We start from the raw sequence: 18090 nt of genomic DNA on the forward strand, positions 1-18090 counted from the left end.
CGCGCATGCGCGCTCCGGATTGGCTGACAGCCCGGCCGGTCGCCCATCGCGGCCTGCACGACATCTCTCGTGGCATCGTCGAGAACATGCCGGGCGCGGTGCAAGCTGCGATCGCAGGCAATTTCTCGATCGAGGTCGATATCCAGCTCTCCGCCGACGGCGAGGCCATGGTGCATCACGACCATGCCCTCGGTCGCCTCACCGAGGCGACCGGCGAGGTGGTCGAAAGGACCGCGGCGGAGTTGAAGGCGATCAAGTTCAAGGACACGCCTGAGCGGATGATGTCGCTCAGCGATCTCTGCGCCCTCGTCGCCGGCCGCGTCCCGCTGGTGATCGAGGTGAAGAGCCACTTTGGCGGCGATCGCAAGCTGGTGAAGCGCATGGCGGAGGTGCTGGCATCCTATGACGGCCCCGCGGTCGGCATGTCCTTCGATCCCGACCAGGTGCTGGCGCTGCGCGAGCTGTTGCCCTCCCGTCCGCGCGGCATCGTCGCGCAGCGGACCTATGAGGACGATTACTGGGCCAAGCTGACCCGGGAGCAGCGCGACAGCATGCTGTATCTGCGCCACGGCTTTCGGACCCAACCCCACTTCGTCGCCTTTCGGGTCGACGACCTCCCGGCCCCCGCCCCCTGGATCGCCCGCAACGTCTTCGGCTGCGCCCTGCTCGGCTGGACGGTGCGCACGGGGGAGCAGCGGACGCGGGTCGGCCAGCACGCGGACCAGATGATTTTTGAAGGGTTCGTGCCGTAGGCCCTGCCCGTGTCCCGGCTCTGCAGCGCACCGCACCGGACGATGCTTCGCATCGCCGGGCGCGCTGCGCTGCGTCCGGCACGAGAGAGCTCCTTCCCGCACCCCTTGAAGTCGCTGCTGCAATGCACGATCTTGGGCCCGATGGCATCATCCGAAATTACCCTCGAGGCTGTACCGTCCATTGGCGAGGTATCGCCAGAGGACTGGGACGCCTGCGCCAGCCCCGGCAAGGCCGTTCACGAAAAGGCCTTTAACGAAAGGGTTTGCAACGGGCATGACCCGGGAACCTCATCCGGTCTTCCAGGCGATTCCCTCGGCCTCTTAAAACCCGACTATAACCCCTTCGTCTCGCACGCGTTTCTCTCCGCCCTGGAGACATCGGGTTCGGCAACCATCCGCACCGGCTGGGGCCCGCGGCATCTCGTGGCCAAGATCGACGGCCTCGTCGCCGGAATCGTGCCCTGCTATCTGAAATCGCATTCGCAAGGCGAGTACGTCTTCGACCGCGGCTGGGCGGACGCCTATGAGCGCGCCGGCGGGCGTTATTATCCGAAGCTCCAGGTCTCGGTTCCCTTCACCCCGGCAACCGGGCCGCGGCTCTTGGTCCGCGACGGCGTCGATCGCGAGCGCATCATGGAGGCGCTGGCGAGCGGGCTGGTGGCGCTGTGCGGCGTCAGCAAGGCCTCCTCGGTCCACGTCACCTTCGCGCGCGAGGCCGAATGGAAGCTGCTCGCCGAGCACGGCTTCCTGCAGCGCACCGACCAGCAGTTCCACTGGCACAATGAGGGCTTTGCGAGCTTCGACGACTTCCTGGCGACGCTGAATTCACGCCACCGTAAGTCGATCAAGCGCGAGCGGCGCGATGCGCTCGCCGCAGGGATCACCATCCACTGGCTGACAGGAAAAGACATCACCGAGGACGCCTGGGATGCTTTCTTCATGTTCTACATGGAGACCGGCTCGCGCAAATGGGGCCGTCCCTATCTGACGCGCGAGTTCTTCTCGCTGATCGGCGAGACCATGAGCGAGGACGTGCTGCTGGTGATGGCCCGCCGCAACGATCGCTGGATCGCAGGCGCGATCAACTTCATCGGCTCGGACACGCTGTTCGGCCGCAACTGGGGCGCGGTCGAGCATCATCCGTTCCTGCACTTCGAGGTCTGCTACTACCAAGCGATCGATTTCGCGATCAAACGCGGCCTGAATCACGTCGAGGCCGGCGCGCAAGGCGAGCACAAGATCGCGCGCGGCTACCTGCCGCGCACCACCCATTCCGCCCACTTCATCGCCGATCCCGGCCTGCGCCGCGCCATCGACGATTATCTCAAGCGCGAGCGCGCCTATGTCGCGGAAGCCGGACGGGAGCTTGCCGAGCTCGACCCGTTCCGCAAAGGCATCGACGAGGCGCCTTGACGCCTCGCAATTGCTGGTGACATTAAGCGCAAATTCTCGAAGAGCTGCCGGGGAGCTAACATGACCACCTACGACACCAACAACATCTTCGCAAAGATCCTGCGCGGCGAATTCCCCTGCTACAAGGTCTACGAGGATGAGCACGTGCTCGCCTTCCTCGACATCATGCCGCGGGTAACAGGCCACACGCTGGTGATCCCGAAGGCCCCTGCCCGCAACATCCTCGACATCAAACCCGACGACTACGCCCATGTCGCCCGCGGCGCGCACAAGATCGCGGCCGCCGCAATGAAGGCCTTCAACGCCGACGGCATCACCGTGCAGCAGTTCAACGAGCCCGCCGGCGGACAGGTGGTGTTTCACCTGCACATGCACGTCATGCCGCGCCACGACGGCGTCGCCATGCTGCCGCCCGCCAGCCGCAAGGAAGACGCCAAGGTGCTGGAAGAGCAGGCAGCCAAGCTGATGGCGGCGTTGAAGGCGGGCTAAGTCTCTCCACTTGTCATTGCGAGCGAAGCGAAGCAATCCAGGCTGCCTCGACAGCGATAGTCTGGATTGCTTCGTCGCAAGAGCTCCTCGCAATGACGGGGTTGGGCGGTCCGCTCCTCACTCCGTCTCGAAATCGCCCTTCTGCGGCGCGGCCAGTGGCGTGAACTCGCAACGATCCGGCTTGATGTCGATCAGTGGCGTATTGTCGAGGCAGTCGAGCCCGCGCACCAGGATCGCATTTCCCTCGATGCCGACCAGCTTCACGATCGATGTCCCGATCGGATTGGGCCGCACCGGCGAGCGCAGCGAGAAGGTGCCGCGGGTTTTCTCGTTGTTCTTCGGGCTTTGCAGGATGATGTCGCGGCGCGACTGGTCGAGCCAGTACAGCACCTCGAGATTGCTGTAGAAATCGACGCCCTTGATGGCCGGCACGAACGGCTCGAAGATCTCGAGCCGGCACACCGGACCATCCTGACGTCCCTGCCGCGGCGTCTCCAGCCGCGACGCCCAGGGGGTGCGGATGCGGCCGATGAAGACGAGACCGGCATCCTGCGTCGGTGGCAGCTCGATGGCGACCTCGCCCTCGCGGAGCTCCTGTTCGCGAACCATATGTCCTGTTCCCTAGCTGTTCGCTGGCGCTTTTAGCCCAACCACCACTTGCCGGCCAGCATGAAGACTTCGCCCGTCACGACGCCTGCAAAGATCGAGCGGCGGGCCAGCAGGAAGGCGACGAGGCCGGCCGCCACCGCACCATAGCGCAGGGTATCAGGCACGCTGGCCAGCGCGCCCGGCGGCTCGACCACGATCTGGGCGATGACGCCGGCGAGGATTGCGGTTGCGACCGCCCGCACCCAGACCAGCAGCTCGGAGCCTTCGTCGATGCCGCCGCCGAACCACAGGCCCAGCATGCGCCAGATCTGGTTGGGGATGACGCCAGCGACGAACAGCACGACGAGTGCCTGCCAGTCGCCGATGAGCTGCGCGTAGCTCATGCGCGCACCTCTCGCCACCAATGCACGCCATAGGCCATCGTGCCGGCCACCACCCCACTGACCAGGATATCGACGCCGGAGTTCATCTTGGCGGCCAGCGGATACAGCAAGATGCCCAGCACGAGGGCGACGACATCGGCGACCTCGCGGCTGTTGCGCGCGGTCGAGAACAGGAAGGACAGCGGCGTCAGCAGCAGGATCGCCGCTCCCAGCGTCTGGGTCAGGTTGGCGGCGAGGAAATAGCCGACCGTGTTGGCGACGAGGCACACCGAGACGAGACCACAGCCGAGGCCGTGAACGAAGGCGATCCGCCGCTCACGCGGCACCTGCGGCAGGAAGCGGTGGCATTCGACCCACAGCGTCACCGCGGTGAGATGCGCGGCGAAGATCAGCTCCCGCCGTTTGGTCGCCCGTGTGCGCATCAGAGGCAGCACCGAGACGACCATCGGAAACAGACGGATTGCGCTGACGGTGACTGCAATCGCCGACTGAATGATGGTGGCGCCGGAGCCGAGCGTGGTGATCAGAATGATCTGCGCCGGCCCCGCCCAGACGAACAGCGTGGAACAGAGCGCCCAGGCCAGGCTGAAATGAGTGTCATGGGCGAGCGCGCCGATGCCGAGATAGGTCACGAACAGCACGATGGTGAGGATCGTCTGCGTGATCGAGCGCAGGCCCCAGCCGAAGGCAAGCCAGCGGCTATTCCATTGCGGTGAATCGAGCGGTGGAAGCGCCACGGGAAGTTTGGCCGGGTGAGGACTCGTGCCCGCATAACGTGCGATGCAGCGGCGCGCGTCAAGGAAGCCGGCGGCGGGGCTGGCATGCGTGACATATCCCCCGATGTCATCCGGGGCGGCTCGGAGAGCCGAACCCGGAATGACGAGCAGAGAGGAATGCCTACCCGCTCACACCCCTGTTCCTCAGCACGAAGCACGCCCCGCCCGCCTTCCTGATCCGGTTGCAGAGATCATCCGCTTCGCTGCGCGTCTCAGCACCGATGCGCACCTGGTAGAACGCGCGCGTGCCGCGGCTGCGCATCACAGATGACAGCAGGCTCGGATCGCGCTCGCCGATCACCGTGCTGAGCCGCGTCACGGCGCGGGAGTACATCGCCAGCGCCCTGTTGCGGTCGAAGCCGGCGGCGAGCTGGACGCCCCATGCTTTTGCGGCCGCAAGCTCCACATGCTGCTCGAGCTCGGCGACGAAGGCATTCGGTGCACGCTTGAGCAGCGCCATCAGATCGCGGCAGCTCGTTGGCGGCGAACTCGGCGGTCCCTTGCCGGTCGCTCCTGCCTTGGCCCAGGCATCGACGCTCGTGCCGGTGATGGCGTAGACGTAGTTGCGGGTCTGCTCCGGCATCGGCCCGGTGCCGGCGAGCCATTCCTGCACGCGCCGCGGGCCGGCATTGTAGGCGGCCGCGGCAAGGCCGAGATTGCCGAACTGATTGCGCAGCTCGTTCAAGAACTCCGCCGACTTCGGCAGCGCCTGCACCGGATTGAACGGATTGAGCAGCCCGCGCTCGCTTGCGGTGCCCGGCATGAATTGTGCGATCCCCTGTGCGTGCTCGCCGTTGCGCGTCATCGGGCCCACGGCATCGGCCTGGAAGCGGCTCTCCTGCCAGATCACCCGGGCGAAGAATTCCAGTGAAAGATTGGCATCGCGCGCGGCCGCCTCCACGATCAGGCAGATCGATTCCCGCGTATCGCTCTCACGCTCGTTCTTTGGTGTCTCGGCTGGCTTCGCGGGCTCCTCCGCCTTCGGAGGCGCGGCGGGCGGCAGCGTCTCCTCCGCGAGCGCCGGCGACAGCACGAGGGCCTGGCACAAGACAGCAATAACCCGGGCTATTCGCATGGCTCTGACGCTACAGGACAAATCGGACCTTGACTTGAAACCCCAGCCAACTAGCAACAGACGGCAGTATCAACGCAGGTCCCGCCCGGATGGTGACAATCTTTTTTGATCTCGACGGCACGCTCACGAACCCGAAGCCCGGGATCACGCGCTCGATCCAGTACGCCCTGGAGCGGCTGGACGTCGCGGTGCCGAGCGAGGACGAGCTGACCTGGTGCATCGGGCCGCCGCTGCACGCGAGCCTGAAGAGGCTCACCGGAACCGACGAGCTCGCCGACCGCGCGCTGCTGCTCTATCGCGAGCGCTTCAGCGACATCGGCCTGTTCGAGAACGAGGCCTACAGCGGCATTACGGAGACATTATCCTCGCTCGCCGCGACACGTCAGCGCATGTTCGTCGCGACCAGCAAGCCTGCGGTCTACGCCACCCGCATCGTCGATCATTTCGGCCTGAAACCCTATTTCGAGCGCGTGTTCGGCTCCGAGCTCGACGGCACGCACGTCGACAAGCGCGACCTGCTGCGCTACGCGCTCGACGAGACCAAGGTCGATGCGAGCAGCGCAATCATGATCGGCGACCGCAGCCACGACGTGGTCGGCGCCAGGACCAACGGCATGACCGCCATCGGCGTGCTCTATGGCTATGGCAGCGAGGCCGAGCTCAGGGACGCCGGCGCGCATCACATCTGCGCCGCGCATCCCGAGCTGCTGGGGCATTGCGCGGCCTAGGCTGTCAGGCGCCGACGGTCTCCACCGCCGCCAGCATGCCCGTCTTCGGGTGACAGTTCAGATATTCGAAGAACTGCTCGTCCGCCGCCGCCACCGTGACCTCGTGATAGAGCCGCAGCTTGGCTGATGGGCCGAGCGTGGATAGATACTTCATCGCCGCGCCAAAAATCCGGACATGGGTCGGATGCGACTCCGCCCAGCGTTCGAGTGCCGCCAGGCTCTTCCACCAGCTCTGACCGTAGGACTTTTCGCTCACGCTGCCGTCGGCCGACAGCAGGCGCATGTAGCGGTTGGCGTAGCAGCCGATCGCCAGGCCGTCGTCGCGCAGGAAGTCCATGCCCTCGCGCAGTACAGGCTCGACGTCGTCGAGATAGAGCTTTCGCTCGGATGCTTCCGTATCGCTCCAATCCTGCCCGGAACGGATCAGGCAAAGATTGTCGTGCGCCTTCACGCGCAGACGCCCGCCGTCGCGGATCAGCTCCGGGGCACCACCGGGCGACATCGGATCGGTCTGCGACAGCGGGATGCGATCGCGCATGCCGCCCCAATAGGCGTGCTCCTGCACCTCGCCGCTCATGCTATCGGCAATCACCGCAACGCCCTCCGGCCGGTCGGGCGAGGAGAACAGCGTCTCGTGCCGTGCAACGGTGGGACGGAGCACCTCGATGAAGGTGCCGATGCCCTCGCGCTGCTGTCCGGTCCAGGCCTCGCGCGCCGGTTCGAGCCAGGCGTCGAAGCATGCGATGTCGTCCCAATAGCCTACCGAGACGATGGTCTCGTAGCCGGCCTGGTCGACATGGTGCGCGCGGTCCCAATGCGATGGGCCGCCTTCTGCGGAAAACCGCTCCGCGATCTCAGCCAGCGCTTCGCTCGCGCTCGACGGCGCCGCTCCGCGATACTGCACGCCGAAATAGGCCATCACGACGCGGCTCACGGCCGGCTTGTAGCGCGCCACGAAGGACGGATACGGCGGCTGGTAGTCGTCCGGCACGCGCTTGTGGCGCATGCGCACGGTCTCGAGATGCAGAGGAATTGCGGATTCCATGATCGTACCTCCCTTCGATCCCGGCAATCAACTCGCCGCCGCGGCAATGTCCGTGGGCTCGACGGTATCCACCGGCAATGCGAACTGCTCGACGCGCTGGTACCGCTTCTTGTTGAGCAGCAGCCGCGTCACGTCGGGCCGCGAATAATGTCCGGCCGGATCTGCCGCGTTCTTGGCGACGCCGATGGCGCCGAGGTCGATCTCGGCGATCAATAGCCCCTCCTGATCCGGCGCGAGCTTGTCACCGATCTGGCTGCCGTCGGGGCCGTAGATCGCGGCAAAACCGCCGCCGGCATGCAGCAGCGCATGCTTGTCCGGCCGATCGCAGAGCTCATCGATCATCGCTTGCGACACGGTCGCGCAAGGTGCGAGCACGAAGCAGGAGCCCTCCACCGCATAAACGCGCGAGGCGGCATTGTTGACCTCGGCCCCGAGCGCCGGCGCAAAGGGATCGTAGAGCGAGAAGCTCGGCCAGGCCGCGACGTGCACCTGCTCGTTCTGTGCGTACATCGCGTATTTGGACAGCGGCTGAAGATGCTCCCAGCAGCACAGCGCGCCGAGACGGCCGATGTCGGGCCTCGCATGCACGGCAAGGTCGCTACCGTCGCCCTCACCGTAGACGGTGCGCTCGGCATGGGTCGGTCGCAGCTTGCGGCGCTTTGCGATGGTCTCGCCGTCAGGTCCGATCAGCCATTGCGCGAGATAAAGGCTGCCGCCATCGCGTTCGGATAGACCGATCACGGCAGTGAGTTGCGCTTTCCGCACCTCGTCGCGCAGCCGCTCGGCCTGCGGGCTGTCATAGGACAGCGAATTGTCGAAATAGCGCTGCACGAAGCCACGCCCGATCGCCCAGGCCGGCGAGTCCATCCAGATGTGCCAGGGGTAGCCGGGGATGAAGGCCTCGGGAAAGGCGATCAGCTTGGCACCCTTCGCGGCGGCGTCCCTGATCAGCGCGACCGACTTGTCGATCGAGGCGTCGAGGTCGAGCCAGGCCGGCGCCGCCTGCACCACCGCCACCTTGTATTTCGGATGTTCGATGCCCATTGCCGCCTCCATTGCCGGTTGATCGGAAGCCATCTCCGATGCAGTCTATTGGGCCAAAGCGGGTGGCCCGGCGCTCGACCGCGGCGGAACAAAAACTCGACTGGACGCGGCCTCCCACCGGTACGGGATTTGCCTCCAGCCAGGGCTGGATCCGCAGGATGTGAAAGGGAGGCTCTGCAGATGCCAATCCAGTTCACGACGGACGGCAGCCCAGCCTATCGGCGGCTCGCCCTCTGGCAGGACATCGTCTGCGACGTCTTCGTCGGGCTCGACTGCAAGTCCGATCTCGGCAGCGCCTTTCGCGGCTCGGTCACGCAGGCTTCGCTCGGCAAGGCGGTATGCTCCGAGGTCCGCTCGGACCGCCAGCACGTCTTCCGCACGCCTTCCCGCATCGCGCGCTCGGACCAGGATTTTGTTCTCATCGCGCTCGGCCATCGCGGCGATGGCGGCGTGGTGCAGGACGGCCGGGAGACCGTGATTCATCCCGGCGAATTCGCGCTCTATGACACGACGCGGCCCTATGAGCTGAAGTTCAACGATCCTTTCGCGCAAACCATCTTCAAGGTGCCGCGCGAGATGCTGCAGCGCCGGCTCGGCGGCACCGAGAGGCTGACTGCGCTGTCGTTCGGCACTGAGGCACTCGAGAGGCTCGCCTACGATTTCATCTTCCGGCTTTGCCAGAGCGCTGACCGGCTCGCTTCTGACAACGCCGCCGCTCTGTCGGAACAGGCCGTCGATCTTCTCGCCATGGTACTGAGCGAGCGGCTCGGCAAGACCACGCTGCCCTCCTCGACCCATCGCTCCGCATTGATCTACCGGCTCAAGGCGCACGTCCGTGCCCACCTCGCCGACCCCGACCTTTCATTGTCGGAGACCGCGGCCGCGCTCGGCATGTCACCGCGCTACGTGAACGACCTTCTCGCCGACGAGGAGACCTCGTTCCAACGCTACGTCCTCGCCGAACGCCTCGCCCAATGCCGGCGCGACCTCGCCTCGCCCGTGCTAGCCCATCGCCACATCAGCGAGATCGCGTTCGCCTGGGGCTTCAACGACCTCTCGCATTTCGGCCGCGTCTTCCGCGAACATTTCGGGATGTCACCGCGCGACTTCCGGCACAGCCAGTTGCGGCATTGAGATTCGGGCAGCCATTGGCCGCAGCCTTCGTCCAACGCGAAGACAAGGCTCGCCAATTCCAGATTGTCAGGCCCTGCCGCCTGCATCAGGCTGGCGCGCATGAGGACTCGCACCACGATAAGCGGATCGGAGCTGTTGCTGGGTGTGATCGCGATCCGGCTCGCGGTGCTGGTTCTGGTCGGCTGGGGCCTGACGCTGCTGCCGCGGCAAACATATGACAGCGAACGCGCCTGCCTTCCCTCACCCGTAACGCGGAGCGAGGCTCAGGCGAACGCGGTCCGCTCGCACGTCGCCGATGCAGCGTTCGATGACATGCTGCTGCACGACTAGGCCGCTCCCAAGCAGGGCCGGTATGTGAGCGCATGATAGGACGAGGCGCTCGCTTGCGCTAACCTCAGTGCCAAGGCCGCAACGAACAATCAGCAATCAGCCGAGGAGCATATCGATGGAACACCGACGCTTGGGCCGGTCGGGCCTCATGGTGCCCGCCTTGAGTCTCGGGACCGGCACGTTCGGCGGCGTCGGCCGCCTCGCGGCGTGGGGCACGACGGACGCGACCGAAGCCCGGCGCCTGCTCGACATTTGTCTGGAGGCCGGGGTGTCGATGTTCGACACCGCGGACGTCTATTCGCTCGGCGAGTCCGAGCGTGTGCTCGGCGAAGCCATCAAAGGCCGCCGCGACAAGGTGCTGGTCTCGACCAAGGCCACCTTCCGCTTCGGCGACGGTGCCAACGACATCGGCTCGTCGCGCCAACACCTGCTTGCAGCCATCGACGGTTCGCTGCGCCGGCTCGGCACCGACTACATCGACCTGTTCCAGCTTCATGGCTTCGACGCCTTCACCCCGCCCGAAGAGGTGCTCTCGACGCTCGATGTGCTCGTGCGCGCCGGCAAGATCCGCTACGTCGGCGTTTCGAATTTCTCCGGCTGGCACCTGATGAAATCGCTCTCTGTTGCCGACAAGCACGGCTTCCCGCGCTACGTCGCCAACCAGACCTATTATTCGCTGATCGGGCGCGACTACGAATGGGAGTTGATGCCGCTCGGCCTCGACCAGGGGGTCGGTGCCGTGGTCTGGTCGCCGCTCGGCTGGGGACGCCTCACCGGCAAGATCCGCAGGGGTCAGCCGAAGCCCGAGGTGAGCCGCCTGCCCCAGACGGCCGATTTCGGCCCGCCGGTGCCGGACGAGCACGTCTTTCGTGTCGTCGAGGCCATCGACGACATCGCGAAGGAAACAGGAAAGAGCGTATCGCAGATCGCGCTGAACTGGCTGCTGCAGCGCCCGACGGTGTCGACGCTGATCATCGGCGCGCGCAACGAGACGCAGCTCCGCGAAAATCTCGGCGCGGTCGGCTGGTCGCTGACCAAGGACCAGATCGCAAAGCTCGACGCCGCGAGCAAGGTGACGCTGCCCTATCCCTATTGGCACCAGCGCACGACCTTCACCGACCGGAACCCGCCGGCGGTGTAGCGAGCCCGTAGAGCGTTCTGGAAAGCGCTCCCGACCCATGCTTCCCATGCCGGAAGGACTGCTTCCGGCACAGGAACTGTCCGTGTCCTGCCGGGTTGCGATGCATCCCGCAATTTCCTAATCCGGAGATGAAACACGGCTCGAACCAAGCCCGCCATCATGTCGTCCGCCCCGATCGAGCATGCCGACGGCCTGCCGCAGCCGCAGCGCAACCAGGCGGTGCTGACCATTGCGCTCGGCATCATCATGGCGGTGGTGGACAGCGCCATCGCCAATGTCGCGCTGCCGACGATCGCGGCCGACCTCGACGCGAGCCCGGCCTTCTCGATCTGGATCGTCAACGGCTACCAGCTCGCGATCACGATCTCGCTGCTGCCGCTGGCCTCGCTCGGCGAGATCGTCGGCTATCGCCGCGTCTATCTGGTCGGGCTGGTGCTGTTCACGCTGGCGTCCGCCCTCTGCGCGCTGGCGCATACGCTGCCGCTGCTGACCATCGCACGCATCATCCAGGGCTTTGGCGCGGCCGGCATCATGAGCGTCAATGCGGCGCTGGTGCGTTTTACCTATCCGCGCAGCCAGCTCGGCCGCGGCATCGGGCTCAACGCGCTCGTCGTCGCTTTCTCCGCAGCGGTCGGCCCGACGCTCGCCGCCGGCATTCTCGCGGTCGGAAGCTGGCCCTGGCTGTTCGCCATCAACGTGCCGCTCGGTGCGGTGACATTGCTGATCGGCTTGCGCAGCCTGCCGCACACAAGACCCGCCAGCCGTTCTTTCGACTGGCAGAGCGCGGGACTTTCCGCGATCACGTTCGGCGTCGGCATCGCCGCGGTCGACAGCGTCGGCCACGGCGAAGCCGCGATCACCTGCCTTGTGCAGTTCGCCATCGCGCTCGTCGCCGGCGCGCTGCTGATCTGGCGCGAGACCCACATGACCTCGCCGCTGCTGCCGGTCGACCTGTTGCGCATCCCCGTGTTCGCGCTGTCGATTGCGACCTCGATCGCCTCGTTCTGCGGGCAGATGCTCGCCTTCGTCGCGATCCCGTTCTACCTCCAGAGCCGCTTCGGCTATTCGGCCGTGCATATGGGCCTCTTGATCACGCCTTGGCCGATCGCGGTGGCGTTCGCGGCGCCGCTCGCCGGCCGCCTGGTCGAGCGTTATCCGGCCGGCCTGCTCGGCGGCATCGGGCTCACGCTGTTCGCCTGCGGCCTCGCCGCGCTCGCCTTCCTGCCCGCGACGCCTGCGCCGTTCGACGTGATCTGGCGGATGGCGCTTGCGGGCGCCGGCTTCGGCCTGTTCCAGACCCCCAACAACCGCACCATGATCGCGGCCGCGCCGCGCGAGCGCGCCGGCGGCGCCAGCGGCATGCTGGGCACGGCGCGCCTGCTCGGCCAGACCACCGGCGCTGCGCTGGTGGCACTGCTGCTCGGACGCTATCCGGTTGAGGGGACCCGGCTGGCGCTTCTTGCCGGGGTCGGATTTGCGCTGTGCGGCGCGGTGCTGAGCATGATGCGGTTGTCTCCCGCGGGCGCGCGCGGCGCCGAGCACGTCCGCGTGCAGGACGATCAGCGCCTGCGCGGCGAATAGCACGGGCCCCACGTCCAGGTGCCCGCTGTTTCCTGCACAACCCCTGCGTGGCTTAACTATCCCGACATGCGACCTATTGCCATCGCGCTCCGGTTGCGCTTCAGTGGCGCGGGGAACAAGGGGCATTTCATGCGTTCATTGGGAATTGTGGCGCTCAGCGTCATGCTGGGCGGCTGCGCGTCTGTCACGCGCGGCACGACCGAGAACATCAGCATCTCATCGACACCGTCAGGCGTGGAAGCCGTCGTCAGCGGAATGGAGGTTCCGACCACCTGCACGACGCCCTGCTCCGTGGTCGTCAAGCGAAACGCCGACATTTCGATCACCTTCCAGAAGGAAGGTTATGAACCTCAGATCGTGCCGCTCAGCCGGGACATACCGACGTCAGGGGCCGCCGGCTTCGCCGGCAATCTCCTGCTCGGCGGCGTCATCGGCATGGGCGTCGATGCCGCGACCGGGGCGGCAACCGATCACAAGCCCAATCCGGTCATCGTGACGATGCAGCCGTCGGCCCCGGCCCGCAGCGCACGGCCCGCCGCTCCGAAAAAGCCGCGGCCGCCGGCCGCCGCGCCAGAGGCCGGGACGTAAGGGCCACCCAGCCCCAAGAACAAAAAGGCCGGCTTCGCAGCCGGCCTTTTCGATTTCATCTAGCCCAGATCAAGCCTTGACCAGCGGTCCCTTGGAGGTCGGCCCCTTCGAACCGCCGGGGCCGCCTGGCTTGGACTTGCCCGGCGGACGCTTGCGGGCGCCCGGCAGCTTCTCGTGCTTCGGCGTGACCGGGCCCTCGACGAACTCGAAGCCGATCTTCTCCTTGGTCTCGTCGGCCTCGTCCTTGACGAGAACGACGCGAACATGGCCGCCGCCCTTCAGCTTGCCGAACAGCACCTCGTCGGCCAGCGGCTTCTTGATGTGCTCCTGGATCACGCGGGCCATGGGACGCGCGCCCATCTGCTCGTCGTAACCATGCTGAACCAACCAGGCCTTGGCCGGCTCGGACAGCTCGATGGTGACGTCGCGATCGCCGAGCTGCGCCTCGAGCTGCAGCACGAACTTCTCCACGACCGTGCCGATCACCTCGACGCTGAGATGGCCGAACGAGACGATGGCATCGAGGCGGTTGCGGAATTCCGGCGCGAACTGCCGGTTGATCGCCTCGTGGTCGTCGCCTTCCCGCTTGGAGCGCGTGAAGCCGAACGCCTGCTTGGCGAGATCGGAGGCACCCGCGTTCGTCGTCATGATCAGGATCACGTTGCGGAAATTGACCTGCTTACCGTTGTGGTCGGTGAGCCGGCCGTGATCCATGATCTGGAGCAGCACGTTGTAGAGGTCGGGATGTGCCTTCTCGATTTCGTCGAGCAGCACCACGCAATGCGGATGCTGGTCGACGCCGTCGGTGAGCAGGCCGCCCTGGTCGAAGCCGACATAGCCGGGAGGCGCGCCGATCAGGCGCGATACGGTGTGCCGCTCCATGTATTCGGACATGTCGAAGCGCAGCAGCTCGACGCCGAGGCTTGCCGCAAGCTGCTTTGCGACCTCGGTCTTGCCGACGCCGGTCGGACCCGAGAACAAGTAGCTGCCGATCGGCTTCTCCGGCTCGCGCAGGCCGGCACGCGCCAGCTTGATCGAAGCGGCGAGCGATTCGATCGCCTTGTCCTGACCGAACACGGTGCGCTTCAAGGTCTGCTCGAGATGCTTGAGCACCTCGGCGTCGTTCTTCGACACGCTCTTCGGCGGGATCCGCGCCATCGAGGCGATCGTGGTCTCGATCTCCTTGATGCCGATGGTCTTCTTGCGCTTGTTCTCGGCGACCAGCATCTGCGCCGCACCCGACTCGTCGATCACGTCGATCGCCTTGTCCGGCAGCTTGCGGTCGTGGATGTAGCGCGAGGAGAGCTGAACCGCCGCCTCGATCGCCTCATTGGTGTACTTCAGCCGGTGGTAGTCCTCGAAGTACGGCTTGAGGCCCTTGAGGATCGCGATCGCGTCCTCGACCGTCGGCTCGTTGATGTCGATCTTCTGGAAGCGCCGCACCAGCGCGCGATCCTTCTCGAAGTGCTGACGGTATTCCTTGTAGGTGGTCGAGCCCATGCAGCGGATGGTGCCCGAGGCAAGCGCTGGCTTGAGCAGGTTCGAGGCATCCATCGCCCCGCCCGACGTCGCGCCCGCACCGATCACGGTGTGGATTTCGTCGATGAACAGGATGGCGTTGGGATGCGCTTCGAGCTCCTTCAGCACCTGCTTCAGACGCTCTTCGAAGTCGCCGCGATAGCGGGTGCCGGCGAGCAGCGTGCCCATGTCGAGCGAGAACACGGTCGCGGCCGCCAGAACCTCCGGCACCTCGCTGTCGACGATGCGCTTGGCGAGGCCCTCCGCGATCGCGGTCTTGCCGACGCCGGCTTCGCCGACGAACAACGGGTTGTTCTTCTGCCGCCGGCACAGCACCTGGATCGCGCGGTTGATCTCGGAATTGCGTCCGATCACCGGATCGATCTTGCCGTCGCGCGCCTTCTTGTTGAGGTTGACGCAATAGGTCTCGAGCGCTTCGCCCTTCTTCTTGGCGTCCTCGTTGCCCTTGGCCTCGGTCTCCTCGTCGACGCCGCGCACCGGCCGCGCCTCGGAGACACCAGGCCGCTTGGCGATGCCATGGCTGATGTAGTTGACCGCGTCATAGCGCGTCATGTCCTGCTCTTGCAGGAAATACGCGGCGTGGCTCTCGCGCTCGGCGAAGATCGCGATCAGCACGTTGGCGCCGGTCACCTCTTCGCGACCGGACGACTGCACGTGGATCACCGCGCGCTGGATCACGCGCTGGAAGCCGGCGGTCGGCTTGGCGTCGTCGGCGCCATCCGTCACCAGATTCTCGAATTCGGTCTCAAGGTAATTAACCAGGCTCGTGCGGAGCTTGTCGAGATCGACGCTACAGGCGCGCATGACGGCGGCTGCATCGGAGTCGTCGATCAGGGAGAGCAAGAGATGCTCGAGCGTCGCGTATTGGTGATGACGCTCGTTTGCGATCGCCAGCGCACGATGCAGGGATTGTTCAAGGCTTTGGGAAAAAGTCGGCATTCGCGTCCTCTATGGCCCCCACCATCATGATCGCCATCGCCCGGTCAGGCAACAACAACCTTTGTCACATATAGTTATACAAGATCGCGGCGAAAGACCGGTTCCGCGACTCAGGCGGCGACACATCCTCGGTATTCTTGAAGCAAAACCCGTTCCGATTTGGATGCAAAACCCGTTCCGATTTGGGCAGAACTACCCAATTGGGCAGGGTTGACGCTGGTGCCGATGCTCTTGGGATCATGCAGCAGCTTGTGCTGCCATCACACACCACGCGAACAGAACCGCTCTAAAGAACGCGACCGCGATTACTTCTTTTCCATCACGCATTGCAGCGGATGCTGGTGCTTGCGGGCGAAATCCATCACCTGCGTCACCTTGGTCTCGGCGATCTCGTAGGTGAACACGCCGCACTCCCCGATGCCATGATGGTGAACGTGCAGCATGATCTTGGTCGCGGCCTCGATATCCTTGTTGAAGAACTTCTCCAGCACGTGGACGACGAACTCCATCGGCGTGTAGTCGTCGTTCAGGATCAGCACGCGGTAGAGGTTCGGCCGTTTGGTCTTGGGTTTGACCTTGGTGATGACCGACGTGTTCGGACCCGAGGGGGTGCCCGAACGGTTCTCATCATTGCTCATGCGAGGAGCGTAGGCAGCGGCTGGCGCGGACAGTTCGAGTCTGGAAGTCAATTGCGGCATGGCTCAGGCGTTCAAATTCCCCACGGAAGCGAATGGCGGTCACCGCGCGACCCCGCCCTTCGGAGCCTGGCGCAGGCGCGCCGCCTTGTTGGATCGCCGCTCCCGACAATCCGGTCCAAGCCGGATCGTTCGCCAGCAATATGGGCCTGCCCCCGGCTCGCCGCAAGCGCGCAAAACTGCGGCCGATGCGGCCACGGCAGTCCCGATTCCCGGACCGGGCGATCCAGCCAAGGTTAATCAACCCGGACCGATTTGACAAAAATTTCCGCGGCGCCGGTTAGACCATGTTGACCAGGAACCTGGCCATTTTACACGATTGCGACGTTTCTCCCGGGATACCCCGGACTTCTACGGTGCAATTTACCAACCATTCAATGGCGTGGCGCGAAATCGGGCAAAACCACAGATTTCGGGGATCGCCATGTTTCGCTCGCCACTTGTCAGCCTGATCGGTCGACAGTTCGCCCGCTTCGCGGCGGCCGAACAAGGCAATATCGCCATGATCTTCGCCATCACGCTGGTCCCGGTCCTGAGCCTGGTCGGCGCCGCAGTGGACTATAGCCGCGCCGTCCAGGCCCGCACGTCCATGCAGGCGGCCCTCGACTCCGCCGCTCTGATGCTCTCCAAGGATCTGTCGTCCGGCACCATCACCACGTCGCAGATCAGCACGAAGGCGCAAGCCTATTTCAACGCGCTGTTTACCGGCACCGCCACCCTGCCATCGGTCAGCGTCGCCGCCACCTATACGGCGAGCACCAGCATAGGCTCCACGATCCAGCTCAGCGGAACTGGCACCTACACGACCAGCTTCCTGAAGATCGCCGGCTTTCCGACGCTCGGCATCGGTACCACGTCCACCAGCGCTTGGGGTAACGTCCGCATGCGCGTGGCCCTGGTGCTCGACAACACCGGCTCCATGGCTCAGGACGGCAAGATGCCGGCGATGCAGACGGCCGCGAAGAACCTGGTCGATCAGCTCAGCGCGCTCGCCAAGAATACCGGCGACGTCTACATCTCGATCGTTCCGTTCGCCAAGGACGTCAACGTCGGCGCCGGCAACTACAACAAGGACTGGGTCGATTTCAGCGATTGGGATGCCGCCAACGGCAGTTGGACCTGCGCGTCGGGCAACTCCAACAACTGCAACAATTGGAAGTGGACGCCGGCCAGCCACGACACCTGGACCGGTTGCGTGGTCGATCGCGACCAGGACTACGACACCAAGAACACCACGCCGACCAGCGGCAATGTGGGGACGCTCTTCCCGGCCGAGCAGTATCCCTACTGCAATTCCGGCAGCTGGTCCTATCTGCAACCGATCATGCCGCTGAGCTACGATTGGAGCTCGCTCAAGGGCCGCATCGACGCCATGAAGCCGACCGGCAACACCAACCAGGGCATCGGCCTGGCCTGGGGCTGGATGACGTTGTCGAACGGCAGTCCCATGAACGCGCCGGCCAAGGATCCGAACTACACCTACAAGGACGCGATCGTTCTGCTCTCCGACGGCCTGAACACGCAGAACCGCTGGTACAGCAATGCTTCGCAAATCGACGCGCGACAGAAGAAGCTGTGCGACAACGCCAAGGCCGAGAACATCACGATCTACACAGTGCAGGTGAACACCGGCAGCGATCCGACCTCGAGCGTGCTGCAATATTGCGCCAGCAGCAGCGACAAGTTCTATCTGGTCACATCGGCCAGCCAGACCGTCTCGGTGTTCAAGGACATCGGCACCTCGCTGTCGAAGCTGCGCGTGGCGCGCTGACGGATTGACCATGCGCAAACAAAAAGCCCGGCTGGTTCAGCCGGGCTTTTCGATTCCA

The 18090-nt window shown here is 65.1% G+C and carries 18 protein-coding genes; 10 read left to right on the top strand and 8 right to left on the bottom strand.

Translation table 11 applies throughout. The features are described from left to right. Positions 1-5: 5 nt before the first annotated feature. From IVA79_RS05670 to IVA79_RS05680, 3 genes are all read left to right on the top strand, one after another. Positions 6-752, top strand: a complete 747-nt coding sequence (locus tag IVA79_RS05670; protein WP_247550857.1) for a glycerophosphodiester phosphodiesterase — start codon at positions 6-8, stop codon at positions 750-752. Between the two features lie 141 nt (positions 753-893). Next, complete coding sequence (locus tag IVA79_RS05675; protein ID WP_247550858.1) at positions 894-2165, top strand: GNAT family N-acetyltransferase; 1272 nt, start codon at positions 894-896, stop codon at positions 2163-2165. A 60-nt stretch (positions 2166-2225) separates the two neighbouring features. Next, positions 2226-2654, top strand: coding sequence for an HIT family protein (locus tag IVA79_RS05680; RefSeq protein WP_247550859.1), 429 nt, complete (start codon positions 2226-2228; stop codon positions 2652-2654). Between the two features lie 117 nt (positions 2655-2771). On the opposite strand, the gene tsaA is transcribed toward IVA79_RS05680, so the two are convergent. The 4 genes from tsaA to IVA79_RS05700 all read right to left on the bottom strand — a co-directional run bounded on the left by tsaA (position 2772) and on the right by IVA79_RS05700 (position 5497). After that, entirely contained in the window at positions 2772-3263 is a 492-nt protein-coding gene (gene tsaA, locus IVA79_RS05685; protein WP_246919863.1) for a tRNA (N6-threonylcarbamoyladenosine(37)-N6)-methyltransferase TrmO, read from the bottom strand. 32 nt (positions 3264-3295) lie between these two features. After that, positions 3296-3646, bottom strand: a complete 351-nt coding sequence (locus IVA79_RS05690; RefSeq protein ID WP_247550860.1) for an AzlD domain-containing protein — start codon at positions 3644-3646, stop codon at positions 3296-3298. Then, a complete protein-coding gene (locus IVA79_RS05695) occupies positions 3643-4383 on the bottom strand; it encodes an AzlC family ABC transporter permease (protein WP_247550861.1) in 741 nt (246 codons plus the stop codon). The genes IVA79_RS05690 and IVA79_RS05695 overlap by 4 nt, the downstream gene beginning before the upstream one ends. A gap of 160 nt (positions 4384-4543) precedes the next feature. After that, positions 4544-5497: a lytic transglycosylase domain-containing protein gene (locus tag IVA79_RS05700; protein WP_247550862.1), complete on the bottom strand. Its 954-nt coding sequence runs from the start codon at positions 5495-5497 to the stop codon at positions 4544-4546. Positions 5498-5586: 89 nt separating this feature from the next. Here IVA79_RS05700 and IVA79_RS05705 point away from each other — a divergent pair, with 89 nt between their 5' ends. Beyond that, a complete protein-coding gene (locus IVA79_RS05705) occupies positions 5587-6225 on the top strand; it encodes an HAD family hydrolase (protein ID WP_247550863.1) in 639 nt (212 codons plus the stop codon). A gap of 4 nt (positions 6226-6229) precedes the next feature. On the opposite strand, the gene IVA79_RS05710 is transcribed toward IVA79_RS05705, so the two are convergent. Next, positions 6230-7270, bottom strand: a complete 1041-nt coding sequence (locus tag IVA79_RS05710) for a phenylacetaldoxime dehydratase family protein (RefSeq protein ID WP_247550864.1) — start codon at positions 7268-7270, stop codon at positions 6230-6232. A gap of 27 nt (positions 7271-7297) precedes the next feature. Further along, the gene (locus IVA79_RS05715) at positions 7298-8314 is read right to left on the bottom strand and encodes a carbon-nitrogen hydrolase family protein (RefSeq protein ID WP_247550865.1); all 1017 of its coding nucleotides are present in this window, start codon (positions 8312-8314) and stop codon (positions 7298-7300) included. 180 nt (positions 8315-8494) lie between these two features. On the opposite strand from IVA79_RS05715, the gene IVA79_RS05720 reads away from it, so the two are divergent. The 5 genes from IVA79_RS05720 (at position 8495) to IVA79_RS05740 (ending at position 13088) form a co-directional block, all read left to right on the top strand. Continuing rightward, positions 8495-9448: a helix-turn-helix domain-containing protein gene (locus IVA79_RS05720; protein ID WP_247550866.1), complete on the top strand. Its 954-nt coding sequence runs from the start codon at positions 8495-8497 to the stop codon at positions 9446-9448. 99 nt (positions 9449-9547) lie between these two features. After that, complete coding sequence (locus IVA79_RS05725) at positions 9548-9778, top strand: hypothetical protein (RefSeq protein WP_247550867.1); 231 nt, start codon at positions 9548-9550, stop codon at positions 9776-9778. 115 nt (positions 9779-9893) lie between these two features. Then, positions 9894-10919: an aldo/keto reductase gene (locus IVA79_RS05730; RefSeq protein WP_247550868.1), complete on the top strand. Its 1026-nt coding sequence runs from the start codon at positions 9894-9896 to the stop codon at positions 10917-10919. Between the two features lie 159 nt (positions 10920-11078). Continuing rightward, the gene (locus IVA79_RS05735; protein WP_247550869.1) at positions 11079-12500 is read left to right on the top strand and encodes an MFS transporter; all 1422 of its coding nucleotides are present in this window, start codon (positions 11079-11081) and stop codon (positions 12498-12500) included. A 129-nt stretch (positions 12501-12629) separates the two neighbouring features. After that, positions 12630-13088 carry a PEGA domain-containing protein gene (locus IVA79_RS05740; RefSeq protein WP_247550870.1) on the top strand — a complete coding sequence of 153 codons (459 nt, stop codon included), beginning with the start codon at positions 12630-12632 and terminating at the stop codon, positions 13086-13088. Positions 13089-13157: 69 nt separating this feature from the next. On the opposite strand, the gene clpA is transcribed toward IVA79_RS05740, so the two are convergent. Further along, on the bottom strand, positions 13158-15566 hold the full coding sequence (clpA, locus tag IVA79_RS05745) for an ATP-dependent Clp protease ATP-binding subunit ClpA (RefSeq protein ID WP_247550871.1): 2409 nt from the start codon (positions 15564-15566) through the stop codon (positions 13158-13160). Positions 15567-15871: 305 nt separating this feature from the next. Continuing rightward, a complete protein-coding gene (gene clpS / locus IVA79_RS05750; RefSeq protein ID WP_063194953.1) occupies positions 15872-16204 on the bottom strand; it encodes an ATP-dependent Clp protease adapter ClpS in 333 nt (110 codons plus the stop codon). 481 nt (positions 16205-16685) lie between these two features. Between clpS and IVA79_RS05755 the strand changes: the two genes are divergently transcribed. Then, positions 16686-18032, top strand: a complete 1347-nt coding sequence (locus tag IVA79_RS05755; RefSeq protein ID WP_247550872.1) for a pilus assembly protein — start codon at positions 16686-16688, stop codon at positions 18030-18032. Positions 18033-18090: the final 58 nt, after the last annotated feature.

The organism is Bradyrhizobium sp. 138 (genome assembly GCF_023074075.1).
In the GTDB taxonomy this organism is placed as follows: Bacteria; Pseudomonadota; Alphaproteobacteria; order Rhizobiales; family Xanthobacteraceae; genus Bradyrhizobium.

Coding starts and splice junctions, on each gene's coding strand:
- IVA79_RS05670 (WP_247550857.1), top strand. CDS start 6: ATGCGCGCTCCGGATTGGCTGACAGCCCGGCCGGTCGCCCATCGCGGC.
- IVA79_RS05675 (WP_247550858.1), top strand. CDS start 894: ATGGCATCATCCGAAATTACCCTCGAGGCTGTACCGTCCATTGGCGAG.
- IVA79_RS05680 (WP_247550859.1), top strand. CDS start 2,226: ATGACCACCTACGACACCAACAACATCTTCGCAAAGATCCTGCGCGGC.
- tsaA (WP_246919863.1), bottom strand. CDS start 3,263: ATGGTTCGCGAACAGGAGCTCCGCGAGGGCGAGGTCGCCATCGAGCTG.
- IVA79_RS05690 (WP_247550860.1), bottom strand. CDS start 3,646: ATGAGCTACGCGCAGCTCATCGGCGACTGGCAGGCACTCGTCGTGCTG.
- IVA79_RS05700 (WP_247550862.1), bottom strand. CDS start 5,497: ATGCGAATAGCCCGGGTTATTGCTGTCTTGTGCCAGGCCCTCGTGCTG.
- IVA79_RS05705 (WP_247550863.1), top strand. CDS start 5,587: ATGGTGACAATCTTTTTTGATCTCGACGGCACGCTCACGAACCCGAAG.
- IVA79_RS05710 (WP_247550864.1), bottom strand. CDS start 7,270: ATGGAATCCGCAATTCCTCTGCATCTCGAGACCGTGCGCATGCGCCAC.
- IVA79_RS05715 (WP_247550865.1), bottom strand. CDS start 8,314: ATGGGCATCGAACATCCGAAATACAAGGTGGCGGTGGTGCAGGCGGCG.
- IVA79_RS05720 (WP_247550866.1), top strand. CDS start 8,495: ATGCCAATCCAGTTCACGACGGACGGCAGCCCAGCCTATCGGCGGCTC.
- IVA79_RS05725 (WP_247550867.1), top strand. CDS start 9,548: ATGAGGACTCGCACCACGATAAGCGGATCGGAGCTGTTGCTGGGTGTG.
- IVA79_RS05730 (WP_247550868.1), top strand. CDS start 9,894: ATGGAACACCGACGCTTGGGCCGGTCGGGCCTCATGGTGCCCGCCTTG.
- IVA79_RS05735 (WP_247550869.1), top strand. CDS start 11,079: ATGTCGTCCGCCCCGATCGAGCATGCCGACGGCCTGCCGCAGCCGCAG.
- IVA79_RS05740 (WP_247550870.1), top strand. CDS start 12,630: ATGCGTTCATTGGGAATTGTGGCGCTCAGCGTCATGCTGGGCGGCTGC.
- clpA (WP_247550871.1), bottom strand. CDS start 15,566: ATGCCGACTTTTTCCCAAAGCCTTGAACAATCCCTGCATCGTGCGCTG.
- clpS (WP_063194953.1), bottom strand. CDS start 16,204: ATGAGCAATGATGAGAACCGTTCGGGCACCCCCTCGGGTCCGAACACG.
- IVA79_RS05755 (WP_247550872.1), top strand. CDS start 16,686: ATGTTTCGCTCGCCACTTGTCAGCCTGATCGGTCGACAGTTCGCCCGC.